Genomic DNA, 17,238 nt, shown 5'->3' with positions numbered 1-17,238 from the left:
TGTAGCTAGGCAGCTAAGCGCTGTTGGCCCAGTACACCATCCCATCTCGCTCGGTCTACTCCCTCTCCCCTTGCGGGAGAGGGCGGGGGAGAGGGGGCTCGGCTAGCGCATGCCGCGAACCGATACTCTCCCGGCGCTTCGCTAAGCCCAGTAACCGATCAATTCTCCTCCTTCGTCTCGCTCCCCATTCCTGAACTCGCCAGCTCCAGGGCCTGCACGCTGCTGAACTGCCCGTTGGTGCCGTGGTTGGCGCCGGCGTTGATGCGCAGGCCGACTTCCAGCCCCGGTGTGGATTCCAGTCGTTCGGCCAGGTCCCGCGCGTTGCCGATCATGCGCCGCTCGGCCATGTGGCGTTGGCGTGGAACGGTCAGCGGGGCGTCGGCGGCGGGTTCTTCCGCGCTGCCGACGGTGAGCAGCAGGCGGGCGTCCAGCGGTTGCTGCCGGGCGCGTGCTTCGAAGGCTGCCAGCGTGCGTTCGATATAACCCTGATACCACCAGATCGACGGGCTCGCCGCGACGTAGCCGCTGAAGGCCTGCGGCCGGTTGAGCAGCGCATAGAGGGTGAACAGCCCGCCATAGGAATGGCCGAACAGCGTCTGGCGCTGCGGATCGACCGGATGGCGCGCGGCGATCATCGGCTTGAGTTCGCTTTCGAGAAAATCCAGGAAGCGCTCGGCACCGCCATAGGGTGGCGGCTCGCGGTCGGGCAGGCGCTGGCGGTCCTCGGCGTCGGGCGTGTAGTCCTCGGCGCGAGCCTTGAAGTCGTACAGTGCTTCGCCCGGATAGCCCACGCCGACCACCAGTACGCTGTTGCGCAGCGTGGGATCGGGGCGGGCTTCCAGTGCCTGGGCCTGGATCGCCAACGACGGAAACAGGGCGTTGCCGTCGAGCACGTAGAGCACCGGATAGCCGCTGGGCGGCGGTGCATGCCGTGGCTGTGAGACGAAGATGCGGTAGTCGCGACCGGTATGCGTCGAATGCAGGATGCGCTGTTCGGCCTGCGGCAGGGTCACCGGCTGCCAGTCATGGGGTGCGGCTGCTGGCGCCAGGGGCGTAGCCAGTGCGGCGATGGTCGCCATGGCGAGCCGCTTCATGGCTGGGCGTCGCCAGCGATTGGCAGCGGGCCGTCCTGCCAGACGACCTGCAGGGCCTCCTCGCCGGAGAAGCGCTCGAGGTGATCGGCGATGACGAAGCACAGGCGCTTTTGCGCTTCGCCTGCCTCGGCCTGGCAGTCGATCAGCAGGTGATCAGCTTCGGCGTGCATCCGGCAGTCGCCGAAGGCGAAGGCGATCTGAGCATGGGCGGCGTCCGCCTGTACTTCTGCCTTGTGGGCGAAGTGCTTGCACAGGCGGGTCATGTTGCGCGAGGCGCGTGGCGTGGGTACCACGGCGTGGAACTGGGGCATGGGGATCTCCATGATGAAGTCACCGACGCCATGAGCGTCGGCGACTCGGGTGGATCAGAACTCGTAGCGGGCGCCGACCAGGAAGGTACGCGACGGACCATAGAAGTTGAAGGTGGTGGTCGATCCCACGCGCGAGTAGTACTCGCGATCGAAGACGTTGTTGACGTCGAACGTGGCGGTCAGTTTGGGCGTGAGCGGATACGACAGCTTGGCGTCCACCACGGCGTAGCCGGGAGCCTCGATGCCGGTTGCGGTCTGGAAGTGGCTCATGCCGGTGATGCCAGTGCCAAGCCCCAACCCGGCCAGTGGGCCGCCTTGCAGCTCGTAGTTGCTCCACAGCGAGAACTGGTTCTGCGGCATCAGTTCGAACACGGCGTTGGCGTCGCCCTTGATGATGTCGGTGTCCATGTAGGTGTAGCCGCCGATCAGTTCCCAGCCCGGCAGCGGGTTGCCGCTGACTTCGATTTCGCCACCACGGATGCGGGCCTCGCCGATCGACAGGTAGTAGGTGCCGGTGAGGTTGTTCTGGTCACGCGCCGCGCGGTTCTCGTCGGTCAACTGGAACAGCGAGAGCCGGGTGTTGAGCGCGCCGCCGAAGTAGCTGCCCTTGACACCCACCTCGTATTGCTCGCCCTCGCGCGGGTCGATGACATCGCCGGCGACGTCGACATTGGTCTGCGGCTTGAACACCTTGGAATAGCTGGCATACAGCGAGTGCCACTGGTCCAGGTCGAAGACCAGGCCACCATAGGGCGTGATCTTGGCGTTTTCCCGTACGTCGCCGTTGGTTCGGGCGCCGTTGGCCAGTGTCGTGGTGCTGGTGTCTCCATCGAACCAGCTGACCCGAGCACCGCCGATCAGTGCCAGGCGCTCCACCGGGCGGAAGGTCAGTTTGGAATAGAGGCCGAACTCCTTTTCGTCGCTCGTTACCCGCTGGCGGTAATTGACGGCCGGTTTGGGAATCGAGGACGACGCAGGGTTGTTGATGTCGATGGCGCCGAGCGATGTGGAGGCACCGCCGGCGCGGTAGTCGGTGTCGTAGCGCTTGTAGTCGGTGCCGACCACGAATTCGCTGACCTGGCCGAAGGTCTCGAACGGCTGACTGTAGCTGGCATCCAGGGCCAGGGCATCCTGGTCGAGGTCGCGGGCGGTGCTGGTCAGCGAGGCGTTGCCGGCGGCATTCGGGGCACCGCCGGTGAACGCGTAGTAGAACTCGGTGTCGCGTTGCGAACTGCGCACGGCAACCCGGCCGAAGCCGCCATTGTCGAAACGATGGGTCAGTTCGCCGATGAGATCGGTGGTCCTGCCGTCGAAGTAGTTCCAGTCCGCGCCGAGGAAGGTATCGCGGTCCAGATTCAGCAGATTGCCGGAGGCGTCGGTCGGGTAACCGTTGTGCGGCGTGATGTCCTTTTTCTGGTGCAGGAGAGCCAGCGACAGCATGGTGCTGTCGGTCAGGTCGAACTCCAGGGCGCCATAGAAGTTTTGCGCGGTGTTGGTGTTGTAGTCCACCTCGCCATTGGTGTCGGCCTGGGCCAGCACGGTACGGCCGCGTACGTTGCCGGAAGATGTCAGTGCACCCGAGAGGTCGGTTTCCAGGTAGCTGGTGTCGAAGCTGCCATAGCGGCCGGTGACGCTGCCCTGGAAGTCACGGGTCGGGCGCTTGAGCACCATGTTGACGATGCCGCCCATCTCGCTGGTGCTGTTGAACAGCCCCGATGGCCCCCGCATGATCTCGACCCGGTCGAACGGCGCCAGCATGGGCACGGTACCGTTGATACTGGCCATGGGCGCGGGCAGGCCATTGATATTGAACTCGTCGTATTCGTAGCCACGGGCGTAGATCGAGGAGCGGCCGCTGTCGTTGGTCAGGGTGCGCAGGCCGGCGGTGTACTTGGCCAGGTCGTCCAGGTTCACGAACTGCCGGTCCTTGATGTAATCGTCGGTGTAGACCGTGATCGACTGAGGAATGTCGCGCAACGCGGCGGGCGTCTTGGTGCCCACGGTCGCCGCTTCCACCGTATAGCCGCCGCTCTCTTCCGAGGATGGCATGTCGTACAGCCGGTTGCCCTCGACGGTGATGCTCTCCAGCTGGACCGGCTCGTCCTGCGGCGCGACGCTCTGGGCCAGGGCGCTCAGCGGAAAGGGCGCGAGCAGGCCGACGAACAACCAGTGCCGGGAACGATGGGAAAGGAAGGGGCGGGTGGTTCTGTCCATGCGGCGGCTCCTGTCGCGGGTGGCGGGGCAGGTTGGCGGCTGTCCCCGTGATCGCAGTAATGATAATGATTTGCATCAATATGTAACGGCGCGTAGTCTGCCACCACGCCGTGGGCCGAGCCTTTGCGCGAGCCAACATTTGCTTTGCGATCTTCCATTGCCGGGGATATGCGCCATGCAGCAGCCTGATCACCTCATCCGCCGCGACGAGTTGCCCGTCACCAGCCAGCCGGGTCTGCGCCTGGCGCGGCCCGACGACGATCGCCTGTTCTATGGTCGGGTGGGCTGGCTGCAATTGCGCGATGGGCTGTCGCTGCACTGGTCGGATTACGAGGAGTTGCAGGACTTCGTCACCGAGAGCGTCGTCGGTCCGCGCCTGTCGTTCGTGCTGTTTCTCGACGGGCAGAGCGAGGTGAGTTACGGCGAGCTGCCGCTCACTTTCGGTCGGCCGGACCGCCGCTGCCGTCCCGAGGGGGTGGCTCTGGCGATGAACGAGCCGGTGCTGTTCCGCCGCCAGGCCCGGCGCGGCCAGCACATCCGCAAACTGGTGATCAGCCTGACGCCTGAGTGGTTCGAGGCCGCCGGAGCCGAGATCGGCGGCACGACGCATCGCTTCATGCAGAGCCACCTGGCGCCGCGCGCCTGGCAACCCTCGGCGCGCCTGCTGACCCTGGCCGAGCAGATGCTCAATCCGCCGGGCTACGATCCGCTGCTAGAGCGTCTGTACCTGGAGAGCCGGGCGCTGGATATCACTTGCGAAGCGCTGGTCAGCCTTGGCGACACGCTGCCGAGCGGCGACTTGCGCCCACACGAGCATCAGCGCGTGCAGCGGCTGGTGGAATTGCTCGATAGCGGCGTGGCGGATGACTGGACGCAGGAGCGCATCGCCCGGGAGATGGGCGTCAATGCCACCACGCTGCAGCGCCAGTTCCGTGCGCTGCATGGCATGACGTTGTTCGAGTACCAGCGCACACGGCGCCTGCTGCAGGCGCGCCAGGCGCTGGAGCGCGATGGCGTCAGCGTGAACGAGGCCGCCTGGCTGGCCGGCTACAACAGCCCGGCCAACTTCGCCACGGCCTTCAAGCGACAGTTCGGCATCAGCCCCAAGCAGGTGCGGGCGCGTATCTGAGGCGGTGGCGGCTGCGGCGCTAGGGTCTGTTGCCATTTCGTCCGCGGCCGCGCCGGAGCCTGTTTTTACGCGAGGCAAGGCACGAGAAGCGAAGTTTGGTTATTCCAAATAAGTGACGAGTAACGCCGCATCGCGTAAAAACAGGCCCGGCCCGAAGGGTTGCGCGGGAAATGGCGCCAGCTGTCGTTGTAGGACTTGGTAAGGGAATGACCATTACCTGCGTCCTACGCCTAACCTGGCGCCATTTCTCGCAGCAACGCGGCTCGCGACGAAACGGCAACAGACCCTAGGCTGCTCAGTCCGAAACCACCCGGGCGATGGCGCGCGCAAGGTCGTCCAGCCGCTCGGCATCCAGCCCGGCGACGTTGGCGCGGCCGCTTTCCACCAGGTACACCGCATCCTCGCTGCGCAGGCGTCGCACCTGGGCCGCGGTGAGTCCGGTATAGGAAAACATCCCGCGCTGCGCGCCGATATGTGCGAAGCGTTCGGCCAGTCCGTAGGGCTGCAGCGCTTCGAGCAGGCCGTTACGCAGCCCCGCGATGCGCTGGCGCTTGGCCGCGACTTCCTGCTGCCAGAGCTGGCGCAGCTGTTCGTCGGCGAGGATGGTCGCCACCACGGCGGCACCGTGGGAAGGCGGCGTAGACCAGAGGTTGCGCGCCAGCGCGGCGAGCTGGCTGCGCACGTCCTGCAGCGATGAGGCGTCCGCCGTGATGGCGATCAGCGCGCCGGTGCGTTCGCGATAGAGACCGAAGTTCTTCGAACAGGAACTGGTGATCAGCACTTCCGGCAACGCCTCGACGAACAGCCGTACGGCCCAGGCATCTTCTTCCAGCCCGTCGCCGAAGCCCTGGTAGGCGAAGTCGAACAGCGGCAGCAGCTCGCGTGCGCGCACCACTTCCAGGACCTGGCGCCAGTCGTCGTGGCTCAGGTCGAAGCCGGTCGGATTGTGGCAGCAGGCATGCAGCAGCACGACGTCGCCGGGCGGAATCTCGACCAGCGTGGCGAGCAGGCCGGCGACGTCCAGGCGATTGTCGGCCCCGACGTAGGGGTAATGCCGCACCGGCAGGCGTGCGGCGGCGAACAGGGTTTCGTGGATCGGCCAGGTCGGGTCGCTGAGCCAGAGGCTGCGGCCCGGCAGGCATCGGGCGATGAAATCTCCCGCCAGCCGCAGTGCGCCGGTACCGCCCGGCGTCTGGGTGCAGCCGGCGCGACCTTCGCTCAGTGCAGGCGAATGCTCGCCCAGCACCAGGCGCAGCAGTTGCTCGCCGAACAGTGGGTCGCCATGACCGCCGATGTAGCTTTTGGTCAGCTCGGTGGCGATCAAACGCTGTTCGGCCAGTTTCACCGCCTGGGGAATCGGCGTGATGCCCTCGGCATCCTTGTAGACACCCACGCCCAAGTCGAGCTTGGCCGGATTGGGATCGGCGCGATAGGCGTCGAGCAAGCCCAGGATGGGATCGCCGGGTACCCGTCCGACCTGGCCGAAATGCCTCACTTGCGACCCTCCGCCTGGCTCGCCACTTCGTCGGTGCGCGCGGCCATGATGAAGTCGTTGCGGTGCAGGCCCTTGATCGAATGGCTCCACCAGGTGACGGTGACCTTGCCCCACTCGGTGAGCAGACCCGGGTGGTGGCCCTCGGCTTCGGCGATCTCGCCGACGGCATTGGTGAAGGCCAGCGCGTGCTTGAAGTTCTTGAACAGGAAGGCCTTCTCCAGCTCCATGTGGCCGTCGCGGGTTTCGATGTTCCAGTCGGGGATCTGCTTGATCAGCTCGGCCAGTTCGTCATCGCTGACTTTCGGCGCATCGGCTCGGCAGGCTTCGCAATGGGCTTGGTTGAGAGAAGTCATGATCGGTCCTTGTGGTGAGGTTGATAAGAGTCAAGCAGCGTAGGGTGGACAACGCCGCAGGCTTGTCCACGCGCCGGGTTCGGTCTGCCACGTTGTGAAGAGGCCTCGTTGTGGGCGGTGGATGAGCCTTCCGGCGTCATCCACCCTACGGGTTAGTGGCGGCCAAACCTACGCGTGGAAAATGCTTCGCAGTTTTCCACCCTACGCGGCTTTCGGCGGAAACTTCGGCTGGTGCAGGCCCAGCTGCATGGCACTGCGCACGTGGGCCATGATGTCTTCGTGGGCCACGTCGAACAGCCGGCGCAGTTGCGGCAGGACGAAGTACACCGGCTGCAGGATGTCGATGCGGTATGGCGTGCGCATGGCTTCGACCACATCGAAGGGTTGATGCTCGGGCTCGTCCGAGAGGCAATAGAGCGTCTCCTTCGGCGAAGAAAGGATGCCGCCGCCGTAGATGCGCCGGCCGGCTGGCGTGTCCACCAGGCCGAATTCGATGGTCATCCAGTACAGCCGCGCCAGGTAGACGCGCTCCTCCTTGCTGGCCCTGAGGCCGAGCTGGCCGTAGGTATGGGTGAACTCGGCGAACCAGGGGTTGGTCAGCAGCGGGCAGTGGCCGAAAATTTCGTGGAAGATGTCCGGCTCCTGCAGGTAGTCCAGTTCTTCCGGCGTGCGGATGAAGGTGGCAACGGGGAAGCGCTTGCTTGCCAGCAGCTCGAAAAAGGTCTGGAAGGGAATCAGCGCCGGCACGCGCGCCACCTGCCAGCCGGTGGTCGCGGCGAGCACGCGGTTGATTTCGTCCAGCTGCGGAATGCGCTCGTGGGGGAGGGCGAGCTGTTCGATACCGTCCAGGTATTCCTGGCAGGCGCGGCCGTCGAGCAGTTTCAGCTGGCGTTCGATCAGGGTCTGCCAGACGGCGTGCTCGGCGTCCGGGTAATGGATATGGCCGTGCGCGTCCGGTTCGCGGGCGACGTATTGCGTATGTTTCATCTGACCTCCTGAGCGCGATGGCCGACTGAATCTTGTTATGCCTCCATCTGATACCCCGGTGAGCGCCTTGGGTAGCGCTTGCAGGCGCTCGAAAGGCGCGATCACAAGGTGGTCTTGTAAAGAAATGATTACGACCTTCTGCTGCCTTGGGTTGATCACATGCTTCGGCGGATTGACTGTCAAATAATCTTGACGTAAATCAAGTGTGTGCGGCAGATAGTCGCGCCCATAACAACAATCAGGTGCCTTGCATGCGAATCAAGATTCTTTGCCAGAACCGTGTCGGCATCCTGCGCGACATGCTCGAGTTGCTGGTGGACTACGGCATCAACGTCGCCCGCGGCGAGGTAGGGGGCGAGCATGGCAATGCCGTCTACCTGCATTGCCCCAACCTGATGAACCTGCAACTGCAGGCGCTGCGGCCGAAGATGGAGGCGCTGCAGGGCGTCTTCGAGGTGCGCAAGGTTGGGCTGATGCCCAGCGAGCGGCATTCGCTGGAGCTCAATGCGCTGCTCGGCGCCTTGGAGTTCCCGGTACTGTCCATCGACATGAACGGCGCCATCGTGGCGGCGAACCGGGCGGCGGCGCAGCTGCTGGGCGTGCGGGTCGACGAGGTGCCGGGCATGAGCCTGTCGCGCTACGCCGAGGATTTCGACCTGCCGGAGCTGGTACGGGCGAACCGGGCGCGCATCAACGGCCTGCGGGTGACCATCAAGGGCGATGTCTTCCTCGCCGACATCGCTCCGCTGCAAGCGGACAACGACGACAGCGAGGCGCTGGCCGGCGCCGTGCTGACGCTGCATCGCGCCGACCGTGTCGGTGAGCGCATCTACCAGGTGCGCAAGCAGGAGCTGCGCGGCTTCGACCGGATCTTCCAGAGCTCCAAGGTGATGATGGCGGTGGTCCGCGAGGCGCGACGCATGGCGCCGTTGGATGCGCCGTTGCTGATCGAGGGCGAGACCGGCACCGGCAAGGAACTGCTGGCCCGCGCCTGCCATCTGTCCAGCCCGCGCGGGCAGTCGCCGTTCATGGCGCTCAACTGCGCCGGTTTGCCCGAATCCATGGCCGAGACCGAGCTGTTCGGCTATGGCCCCGGTGCCTTCGAGGGCGCGCGGCCGGAGGGCAAGCTCGGCCTGCTGGAACTGACCGCCGGCGGCACGCTGTTCCTCGACAGCGTCGGTGAAATGAGCCCACGGCTGCAGGCCAAGCTGGTGCGCTTTCTGCAGGATGGCGGCTTCCGCCGGGTGGGCAGCGACGAGGAGGTCTATCTGGATGTGCGGGTGATCTGCGCGACCCAGGTCGACCTGTCCGAACTCTGCGGCCAGGGGCGCTTTCGCGGTGATTTGTATCATCGGTTGAACGTGCTGTCGCTGCATATCCCGCCGCTGCGCGAATGCCTGGATGGCCTGGAACCGCTGGCACTGCACTTCCTCGACCAGGCCAGCCGGCAGATCGGTTGTGCCTTGCCGAGCCTGTCTCCTGCGGCGCTGGAACGGCTGGCCGGCTACCACTGGCCGGGTAACGTGCGGCAACTGGAGAACACGTTGTTCCAGGCGGTATCGCTGTGCGAAGGCGGGGTGATCGAACCGGCGCACATCCGCCTGCCGGATTACGGCGCCGCGCAGCCGCTGGGCGAGTTCTCCATGGACGGCAACCTGGACGCCATCGTCGGCCGCTTCGAGAAAGCCGTACTGGAAAGCCTCTACGCCGAACACCCCAGCAGCCGCCTGCTGGGCAAGCGCCTCGGCGTGTCACACACCACCATCGCCAACAAGTTGCGTGAGTACGGCATTGGCAAGGAAGCCTGAGGCCCTCTTGGGAGATTTCGATCGCTCCCATGCTCCGCGTGGGAGCGCACCTTGCGATGCTTTGCGTCGCTGGGCGCGGAGCGCCCCGGCTGGGTTCCCACGCGGGAGCGCGGGAACCATCGGTGGGTCGGGTTGCAAGACCTGAAAGCTTAGCGCCGAGAGGAGACCCTTCTGCAGGCTGCGGTCAGCTCAATTCGATCGCTCCCATGCTCCGCGTGGGAGCGCACCTTGCGATGCTTTGCGTCGCTGGGCGCAGAGCGCCCCGGCTGGGTTCCCACGCGGGAGCGCGGGAACCATCGGGTTGCAAGGCCTGAAGGCTTAGCGTCGAGCGCGGCCCTCCCGGAGGCTGCGGTCAGCTCAATGCACGGCCTGGGTCACGGCGTCGATCAGTGCCTGCAGGTCGATCGGCTTGCGCAGGTGCAGGTTGAAGCCTGCCGCCCTGGCCTTTTCCACGTCGCGCAGGGTGCCGTAGCCGGTCAGGGCGATGCTGGGGGTATCGGCGTTGGTGGTGCCGCGGCGTATCTCGCTCATCATCCTGTGGCCGTCGACGTCCGGCATGCCGATGTCGGAGAGGATCACGTCGAAGCGCGACTGCTCGGCCAGTTCGATGCCTCGGGCGCCTCCGTCGGCGGTGGTCACGTTCGCGCCTTCGCTTTCCAGCAGCTCGCAGAGGGTGGCGAGGATTTCCGCCGAGTCGTCCACCAGCAGGATGTCGATGCCGACCAACGCACCCAGTTCGGTGGCGTTGCCCTGGTCGTTGAGCGCCAGCTCGGTCTGCAGGTGTATCGGCAGCCAGACGCTGAACCGCGCGCCGCGGCCGAGCCCTTCGGAGAAGGCCTCGATACGGCCGCCGTGGGCCTCGACCAGTTGCTTGACCAGCGCCAGGCCGATGCCCAGGCCGTGCTTGGAGCGCTGGGCGTGCTGCATCTCGGCCTGGCCGAACATGTCGAATACCTTGGGCAGGAAGTCGGCGGCTATGCCTTCGCCGGTGTCGATCACGTTCAGTCGCGCCTGGTCGCCGTCGCGCTCGAGTTCCATGCAGATGCGATCGCCGGCCTTGGTGAATTTCCAGGCATTGTTCAGCAGGTTCCAGATGATCTGCTCCAGCCGCGTCAGGTCGGCGCGAACGAAGACCGGTTGCTCCGGCCTGAAGCTTTCGAAGGTGACGCCCTCGGCCTGGGCCAGCGGGCTGAACACCGCCTCGATGCTGCCGAGCACATCCTGATATTGCAGCGTGGTGAAGTTGAGCTTCAGCTTGCCGGTGCGGATGCGCGAGACGTCCATCAGGTCGTCGATGATCCGTGACTGGCTGCGCACCGCGCTCTGGATCGCCTGCGTGGCCTTGAGCAGGTTCGGCGTGTTCTTGGCGGCCTGGGAGCGCGCGATCAGGTCGGTGTTGAGCTGGATGAGGTTGAGCGGGTGCTTGAGCTCGTGGGAGAGCACGGCGAAGAACTCGTCCTTCTGCTGGTTGGCCGCCTGGATGATTTCCAGCTCATTCTGCTGGCTGTTGCTGCGCTGTCGATCTTCGGTGACGTCGCGGGCGATCTTGGCGAAGCCGGTGATTTCGCCGTCGTTGTTCACCAGCGGATTGACCAGGCCACTGAAGAAGCACCGCGTTCCGTCCCGGCGCATGTGCCAGCGCTCGTCGGTGGCCTGGCCCTGTTCCAGGGCGCGTTTGCGCTCGGCTTCCGGTATGCCGGCCAGGCGGTCCTCTTCGGTGTAGATGATACTGATGTTGCGGCCAATCACCTCTTCTTCGCGATAGCCGAAGATATAGGCGGCGCCGCGATTCCAACTGGTGATGAGCCCGTCGCAATCCATGGTGATCAGCGCATAGCCCTTGGTGCTCTGTGCCAGCAGCCGCAGGTGGTCCTCGCCGGCGCGCAGCTGTTCTTCGGCCAGGCGGCGGTCGGTGATGTCGATGAAGGTCAGCACGGCGCCCTGGATGCGGTCATCCAGCGTGCGGTAGGGCAGGAAGCGCGCCAGGTACCAGTGGTCGCCGTCGCGATTGCAGATTTCGCGCTCGACCAGATGCAGCGCTTCGAAGGCTTGCGTAGCGTCCTGGTAGAGCTGCGGATAATCGAGGCGGTGGGTGATGTCCAGCAGGGAGCGACCGGCGTCGGCGCCGATCACGTTGAAGATGTCCCGCGCTCGGGGCGTGAACCATTTGATACGCATCTCGCGGTCGACGAACAGGGTGGCGATGTCCGTCGAGGAGATCAGGTTCTGCAGGTCGTCGTTGATCTTGCTGGTTTCGTCAACCTTGGTCTTGAGTTCGAAGTTGACCGTGGTGAGCTCTTCGTTGATCGATTGCAGCTCTTCCTTGCTGGTTTCCTGTTCCTCGGTGGCCGAACGCAACTCTTCGTTGATCGCCTGCAGTTCCTCGTTCGAGGCGCGCAGTTCGTCGCTGGCGGTTTCCGAGTGCTCCATGGTCACCTGCAGCTGTTCCTTGGTCCGCTGCAGTTCGGCTTCCAGCTGGAGCAGCACGCTGTCCTTGAGGTCGGTATTTTCCAGCGTGCTGCCGTCCATGCAATCTTCGACTTCATCGAAGATCACCAGCATGTACTCGTCGCCGGCTTCGTTGTCCTGGAAGGGCCGCACCACCATGTTCACGTAGCAGTGCCGGTCGTCGCGTTCCAGCTTCACCCGCCGCGCCTCGACGCTCTTGCCGGTGTGGCTGGCCTGGCATAGTGCGGTGCGCAAATCCGAGCGCAGCTGCGGATGGACCAGGGTGATCAGGTTCAGCGAGGGCTCGCCGCCGACGTAGCGCAGGAAATTCCCGGCGCGGTCGGACATGTGCACGATTTCCGACTTGCGATCGATGATCACGCTGGGCGGGGCGTACTGTTCGAGGGCGCGCTGGTGCATCTCGGCGAACGAGCGCTTGCGGTCGCCGTTAGGCTGCTGTCTGAGTGGCGCCTTGGGAGAAGGGGTGTTGACCAGTGCCTGGAAAGGGTAGGCGGATCTGTTGCGAACCCCCGAGCCCAGGTTCCTGGCGCGGTAGATGCGGTTCTTCTTGTCCACCGGCTCGAACAGCTGGCTGCAGGCGTCGGCGGTCTCCGAGCTGCCGAGGAACAGGTAGCCGCCGGGGTTGAGCGCGAAGTGGAACATGCGCAGCACTTCGACCTGGATGTTCCGGTCCAGGTAGATCATCAGGTTGCGGCAGGAGACCAGGTCGAGCCGGGAGAAGGGCGGGTCTCGAAGGATGTCGTGGCGGGCGAAGAGGATGCGCTCGCGCAGCTCCTTGCGCATGCGGTAGTGCCCCGGCTCCTTGATGAAATGCTGGCGCAGGCGGCTGGGCGGCACATCGGTCACGATGGCTTCGGGGTAGATGCCGGTGCGCGCGGTTTCCAGGGCGCGATCGTCGATGTCGGTGGCGAACAGCTGCAGCTGGACTTCGCTGTTGGGCTCGCTCAGCTGCGTCTGGTCGGCGAAGAGCATGCCCAGCGAGTAGGCTTCCTCACCGCTCGAACAGGCGACGGCCCAGATCCGCAGGGACTTGTCCTCGGCCTTCTGCTCGAACAGCACCGGGATGACGTCGCGCTCCAGCGCTTCGAAGGCTTCCCGGTCGCGGAAGAAGTTGGTCACGCCGATCAGCATGTCCGCCAGCAGCGCGGCGGTTTCTTCGGGTCGAGCGTGCAGGAACCTGGCATAGGCGGGCATGTCGTGCAGCGCGTTGACCTGCAGGCGGCGTTCGATGCGCCGCAACACCGTGGCTTGCTTGTAATGTTGGAAATCATGACCGGTCCGATTGCGCAGCAGTTCGAGAATCTCGCGTAACGCCAGTTCGTTGGGGCGGGACTGGCTGCGCGCATGCTCGTTTTCGATCCGGCCCTGGTCCGTGCCGGCCTGCTCGGTTTCGCCAGGCTGCGGCATCGGGTGGCTGCGGGCGATGAGTGATTCAAGGTTACCGCCGAGTTCCATCAGGCGCTGGGGCATTTCCGCCGCCGGCAGCACGATGTCGACCATGCCGGTTTCGATGGCGTGCAGGGGCATCGAGTCGTGCTCGGCATCCTCCGGGCTCTGCGCCAGGGTCACGCCGCCCTGTTCCTTGATACGCGACAGGCCGACCGAACCATCCGCCCCACTGCCGGACAGCACGATGCCGATGGCATGGGTGTGGTGCACGTCGGCCAGGGCGCGGAAGAACAGGTCGATTGCCACCTGCGGTCCGCGTGCGCGGGTGGGTTTCTGCAGGCGCAGGTAACCGTCGTTCATCGACAGGACCATCGCCGGCGGAATCACGTAGACATGATTGCGCTCGATGGGCACCGGCCCGGTGACCTGCCGCACGGGCATCCGCGTGACGTTCTGGAGGATCTTGTCGGCGCTGCTCTCGTGCCGGGGCGACAGGTGCAGGATGATCACGAACGCCATGCCGCAGTCGCTGGGCATGTGCTCGAAGAAGGTCATCAGCGCCTTCAGGCCGCCCGCCGAGGCGCCGATGCCCACCACGGGATAGTCCAGCGTGCTTCGGGCCAGGTGGGTGTTCTTCGGGCTGGAGGGCTCTGGGCCGTTATTCGTCGGCATTCGGTATTGTTATGTTGGCATGCAGGTTCGACAGCATAGGTAAAACAGCGGCCCGGTGGCGAGCCTTTATCTCGCGCCGCCACATGCCGCCCCGTGGCAACAGGGGCCTAGGGTCTGTTGACGTTTCGCTCGCGGACACGCCGGAGCCTGTTTTTGCGCGGAGCAAGGCATGAGGAGAGAAGTTTGGTCATTCCAAATGAACGACGAATAACGCCGCGCCGCGCAAAAACAGTCCCGGCCCTTCGGGTGGGGCCGCCTAGGTTGCGCGGCAAATATCGCCATGCGGCGTTGCGGGACTTGGCAAGGGAATGCCATTGCCTGCGTCCCGCGCCTTGCCTGGCGATATTTGGCGCAGCAACGTGGCTCGCGACGAAACGTCAACAGACCCTAGCATTCGATGATGTTGACAGCTAGCCCGCCGCGGGCGGTTTCCTTGTACTTGCTTTTCATGTCGGCGCCGGTCTGGCGCATGGTGCGGATGACCTTGTCCAGCGAGATGAAATGGCTGCCGTCGCCGCGCAGGGCCATGCGCGCAGCGTTGATGGCCTTCACCGAGCCCATGGCGTTGCGTTCGATGCAGGGCACCTGCACCAGGCCGCCGACCGGATCGCAGGTGAGCCCGAGGTTGTGCTCCATGCCGATCTCGGCGGCGTTCTCCACCTGCTGCGGTGTGCCGCCGAGCACCTCGCACAGCGCGCCGGCGGCCATGGAACAGGCGACGCCTACTTCGCCCTGGCAGCCGACCTCGGCGCCGGAAATCGAGGCGTTTTCCTTGTAGAGCATGCCGATGGCGGCGGCGGTGAGCAGGAAGCGCACCACGCCGTCGTCGTTGGCGCCGGGTACGAAGCGTGCGTAGTAATGCAGCAGCGCCGGGATGATGCCGGCAGCGCCATTGGTCGGAGCGGTCACCACCCGACCGCCGGCGGCGTTTTCCTCGTTGACGGCCAGGGCATAGAGGTTGACCCAGTCGAGCACGTTGAGGTTGTCGCGCAGGTTGGCCTCGGGGCTCGCGCTGAGCTGGCGATAGAGCCGGGCGGCGCGGCGCTCCACCTTGAGCCCGCCGGGCAGCCTGCCTTCGGTGCGGCAGCCGGCGCTCACGCAGTCCTGCATGACCTGCCAGATCTGCAGCAGCCGCGCGCGGGTCTGCGCCTCCGGGCGCCAGGCCGCTTCGTTGGCCAGCATCAACTGGCTGATCGACAGGCCATGGGCATCGCACAGCGCCAGCAGCTCGCGGGCGCTGTGGAAGGGGTAGGGCAGTGGTGTCTGGTCCTCGACAATGCGGTTGCTGCCGGCCGCCTGCTCGTCGACGACGAAGCCGCCGCCCACCGAGTAATACTCGCGGCTGCGCAGTTGCAGCCCGGCGGCGTCGAAGGCGCGGAAGACCATGCCGTTGGGATGGAAGTCCAACGGTTTGCGGATCATCGCCAGGTCTTCCTTCTCGACGAAACGGATCGGCTTTTCTCCTAGCAGACGCAAGCTGCCGTTGTCGCGGATCGCCGCCAGCCGTTCCGGGATGCGGGTGGTATCGACCTGTTCCGGCTGTTCGCCTTCGAGGCCGAGGATCACCGCCTTGTCGCTGCCATGGCCCTTGCCGGTGGCGCCGAGCGAGCCGTACAGCTCGACGCGCACGCGCTCGGTCGCATCCAGCAGGCCGTCCCGCTTCAGACCCGCGGCGAACCGCGCGGCTGCGCACATGGGGCCGACAGTGTGTGAGCTGGAGGGGCCGATGCCGATCTTGAACAGATCAAAGGTGCTCAGGGACATGAGGGATGCTCGACGATAAGAACGACAGCCCCAGGGACCGCAGGTGCCTGGGGCTGTTATCAGCTTAGACGCTGATTCACTGGGGAACGCTGGCGAGCGCTTCCTGCGTCTTGCGTTCGGCGAAGTAGGCGTTGGTCAGCTTGACCACCACGGGGCTGAGCATCAGCAGCGAGATCAGGTTGGGAATCGCCATCAGGCCATTGAGCGTATCGGCCACCAGCCAGGCGAAGTCGAGCTGAGCGATCGCGCCGAAGGGCACGGCCAGCACCCAGACCACCCGGAACGGCCAGATTGCCTTGGTGCCGACCATGAATTCCCAGCATTTCTCGCCGAAGTAGCTCCAGCCGAGGATGGTGGTGAAGGCGAAGACCACCAGCGCAATGGTCAGAATGGCGCCGCCGAAGCCCGGCATCGCCGACTCGAAGGCCGCCGCCGACAACGCCGCACCGCTTTCGCCGCTGGTCCAGACGCCCGAGCAGATGATCGCCAGGCCGGTCATCGAGCAGATGATGATGGTGTCGATGAAGGTACCCAGCATGCCGATCAGGCCGGAGCGCACCGGGCATTTGCTGGTGCCGGCCGCCTGAGCGATACCGGCGGTGCCGAGGCCCGCCTCGTTGGAGAAGATGCCGCGCGCCACACCGAAACGGATCGCCGCGATCACCGCCGCGCCGGCAAAGCCGCCGGTGGCCGCCACCGGGTTGAAGGCGGACTGGAAGATCAGCGCGAACGCGCCGGGAATGGCCTCGAAGTTGACCACCAACACCACCAGGGCGGCGATGATGTAGGCCACGCACATGAAGGGCACCAGCGACGCAGCGACCTTGCCGATGCGCTTGATGCCGCCGAGGATCACCAGGCCGACAATCGCCATCGAGACCACGCCGGTGATCCACATCGGCACGCCGAAAGTGGTTTCCATGGCCTGCGCCATGCTATTGACCTGCACCATGTTGCCGATACCGAAACCGGCCAGCCCGCCGAAGATGGCGAAGGCGCCGCCCAGCCAGAGCCACTTCTTGCCCAGGCCGTTCTTGATGGCGTACATCGGCCCGCCGACATGCTCGCCGCGGTCGTCCTTCTCGCGGTAGTGCACGGCCAGCACCACTTCGCAGTACTTGGTGGCCATGCCCACCAGGGCGGTGCACCACATCCAGAACAGCGCACCCGGCCCGCCGAGGAAGATGGCGGTGGCAACGCCGGCGATGTTGCCGGTACCGACAGTGGCCGCCAGGCAGGTCATCAGCGCCTGGAAGGGGCTGATCTCGCCATCGGCGCCGGGCTCGTTCCTGCGCCCCTGCCACATCAGGCGGAAACCACGGGGGATGGTCCGCCAGGGCATGAACTTGAGGCTGATCATCAGGAACAGCCCGGTGCCGAGGATCAGCACCAGGATCGGTGGGCCCCATACCAGCGCGTTTATTTCATTGACCAGATTATTCAGAAATTGCATGTCGACTCCGTTTGTTGTTTTGGTTTACGGCATGTCGGTGTGCGAAAGACAAGGCACCCATCCGAGGTTCCGGCTGGCGTGCGCCCTTGTTACCACTGGG

General features: G+C 65.1%; 11 protein-coding genes. 2 read left to right on the top strand and 9 right to left on the bottom strand.

Features of this window, described 5'->3' with window-relative positions:
• Positions 1-158: 158 nt before the first annotated feature.
• From EA795_RS06595 to EA795_RS06585, 3 genes are read right to left on the bottom strand one after another with little or no spacing between them, the layout of a single operon-like run.
• Positions 159-1,094, bottom strand: coding sequence for an alpha/beta hydrolase (locus EA795_RS06595; protein WP_122076254.1), 936 nt, complete (start codon positions 1,092-1,094; stop codon positions 159-161).
• Positions 1,091-1,405 carry a DUF2218 domain-containing protein gene (locus EA795_RS06590; RefSeq protein ID WP_014854099.1) on the bottom strand — a complete coding sequence of 105 codons (315 nt, stop codon included), beginning with the start codon at positions 1,403-1,405 and terminating at the stop codon, positions 1,091-1,093. Before EA795_RS06590 ends, EA795_RS06595 begins: the two co-directional genes overlap by 4 nt.
• 54 nt (positions 1,406-1,459) lie before the next feature.
• On the bottom strand, positions 1,460-3,619 hold the full coding sequence (locus EA795_RS06585) for a TonB-dependent siderophore receptor (protein ID WP_115028321.1): 2,160 nt from the start codon (positions 3,617-3,619) through the stop codon (positions 1,460-1,462).
• A gap of 175 nt (positions 3,620-3,794) precedes the next feature.
• On the opposite strand from EA795_RS06585, the gene EA795_RS06580 reads away from it, so the two are divergent.
• Positions 3,795-4,748 (top strand): helix-turn-helix transcriptional regulator, encoded by a 954-nt coding sequence (locus EA795_RS06580; protein WP_122076251.1) that lies wholly within the window; start codon positions 3,795-3,797, stop codon positions 4,746-4,748.
• 295 nt (positions 4,749-5,043) lie between these two features.
• Here the strand turns inward: EA795_RS06580 and EA795_RS06575 are convergent, their stop codons facing one another.
• From EA795_RS06575 to phhA, 3 genes are all read right to left on the bottom strand, one after another.
• Positions 5,044-6,243, bottom strand: a complete 1,200-nt coding sequence (locus EA795_RS06575; RefSeq protein WP_014854096.1) for an amino acid aminotransferase — start codon at positions 6,241-6,243, stop codon at positions 5,044-5,046.
• Complete coding sequence (locus EA795_RS06570) at positions 6,240-6,596, bottom strand: 4a-hydroxytetrahydrobiopterin dehydratase (protein WP_122076249.1); 357 nt, start codon at positions 6,594-6,596, stop codon at positions 6,240-6,242. Before EA795_RS06570 ends, EA795_RS06575 begins: the two co-directional genes overlap by 4 nt.
• 201 nt (positions 6,597-6,797) lie before the next feature.
• Entirely contained in the window at positions 6,798-7,583 is a 786-nt protein-coding gene (phhA, locus tag EA795_RS06565; protein WP_014854094.1) for a phenylalanine 4-monooxygenase, read from the bottom strand.
• A gap of 251 nt (positions 7,584-7,834) precedes the next feature.
• On the opposite strand from phhA, the gene EA795_RS06560 reads away from it, so the two are divergent.
• Entirely contained in the window at positions 7,835-9,391 is a 1,557-nt protein-coding gene (locus EA795_RS06560) for a sigma-54-dependent transcriptional regulator (RefSeq protein WP_122076247.1), read from the top strand.
• Between the two features lie 357 nt (positions 9,392-9,748).
• On the opposite strand, the gene EA795_RS06555 is transcribed toward EA795_RS06560, so the two are convergent.
• From EA795_RS06555 to EA795_RS06545, 3 genes are all read right to left on the bottom strand, one after another.
• A complete protein-coding gene (locus EA795_RS06555; RefSeq protein ID WP_122076245.1) occupies positions 9,749-13,921 on the bottom strand; it encodes a CheR family methyltransferase in 4,173 nt (1,390 codons plus the stop codon).
• A gap of 387 nt (positions 13,922-14,308) precedes the next feature.
• Positions 14,309-15,685: an L-serine ammonia-lyase gene (locus EA795_RS06550; RefSeq protein ID WP_122076243.1), complete on the bottom strand. Its 1,377-nt coding sequence runs from the start codon at positions 15,683-15,685 to the stop codon at positions 14,309-14,311.
• Positions 15,686-15,761: 76 nt separating this feature from the next.
• The gene (locus EA795_RS06545) at positions 15,762-17,138 is read right to left on the bottom strand and encodes an alanine/glycine:cation symporter family protein (RefSeq protein WP_014854090.1); all 1,377 of its coding nucleotides are present in this window, start codon (positions 17,136-17,138) and stop codon (positions 15,762-15,764) included.
• Between the last annotated feature and the right edge of the window lie 100 nt (positions 17,139-17,238).

It is taken from the genome of Stutzerimonas nitrititolerans, from assembly GCF_003696285.1.
In the GTDB taxonomy this organism is placed as follows: domain Bacteria; phylum Pseudomonadota; class Gammaproteobacteria; order Pseudomonadales; family Pseudomonadaceae; genus Stutzerimonas; species Stutzerimonas nitrititolerans.
The sequence above is the reverse complement of the archived record's forward strand: the minus strand, read 5'-3'. Positions and strand labels throughout refer to the sequence as shown.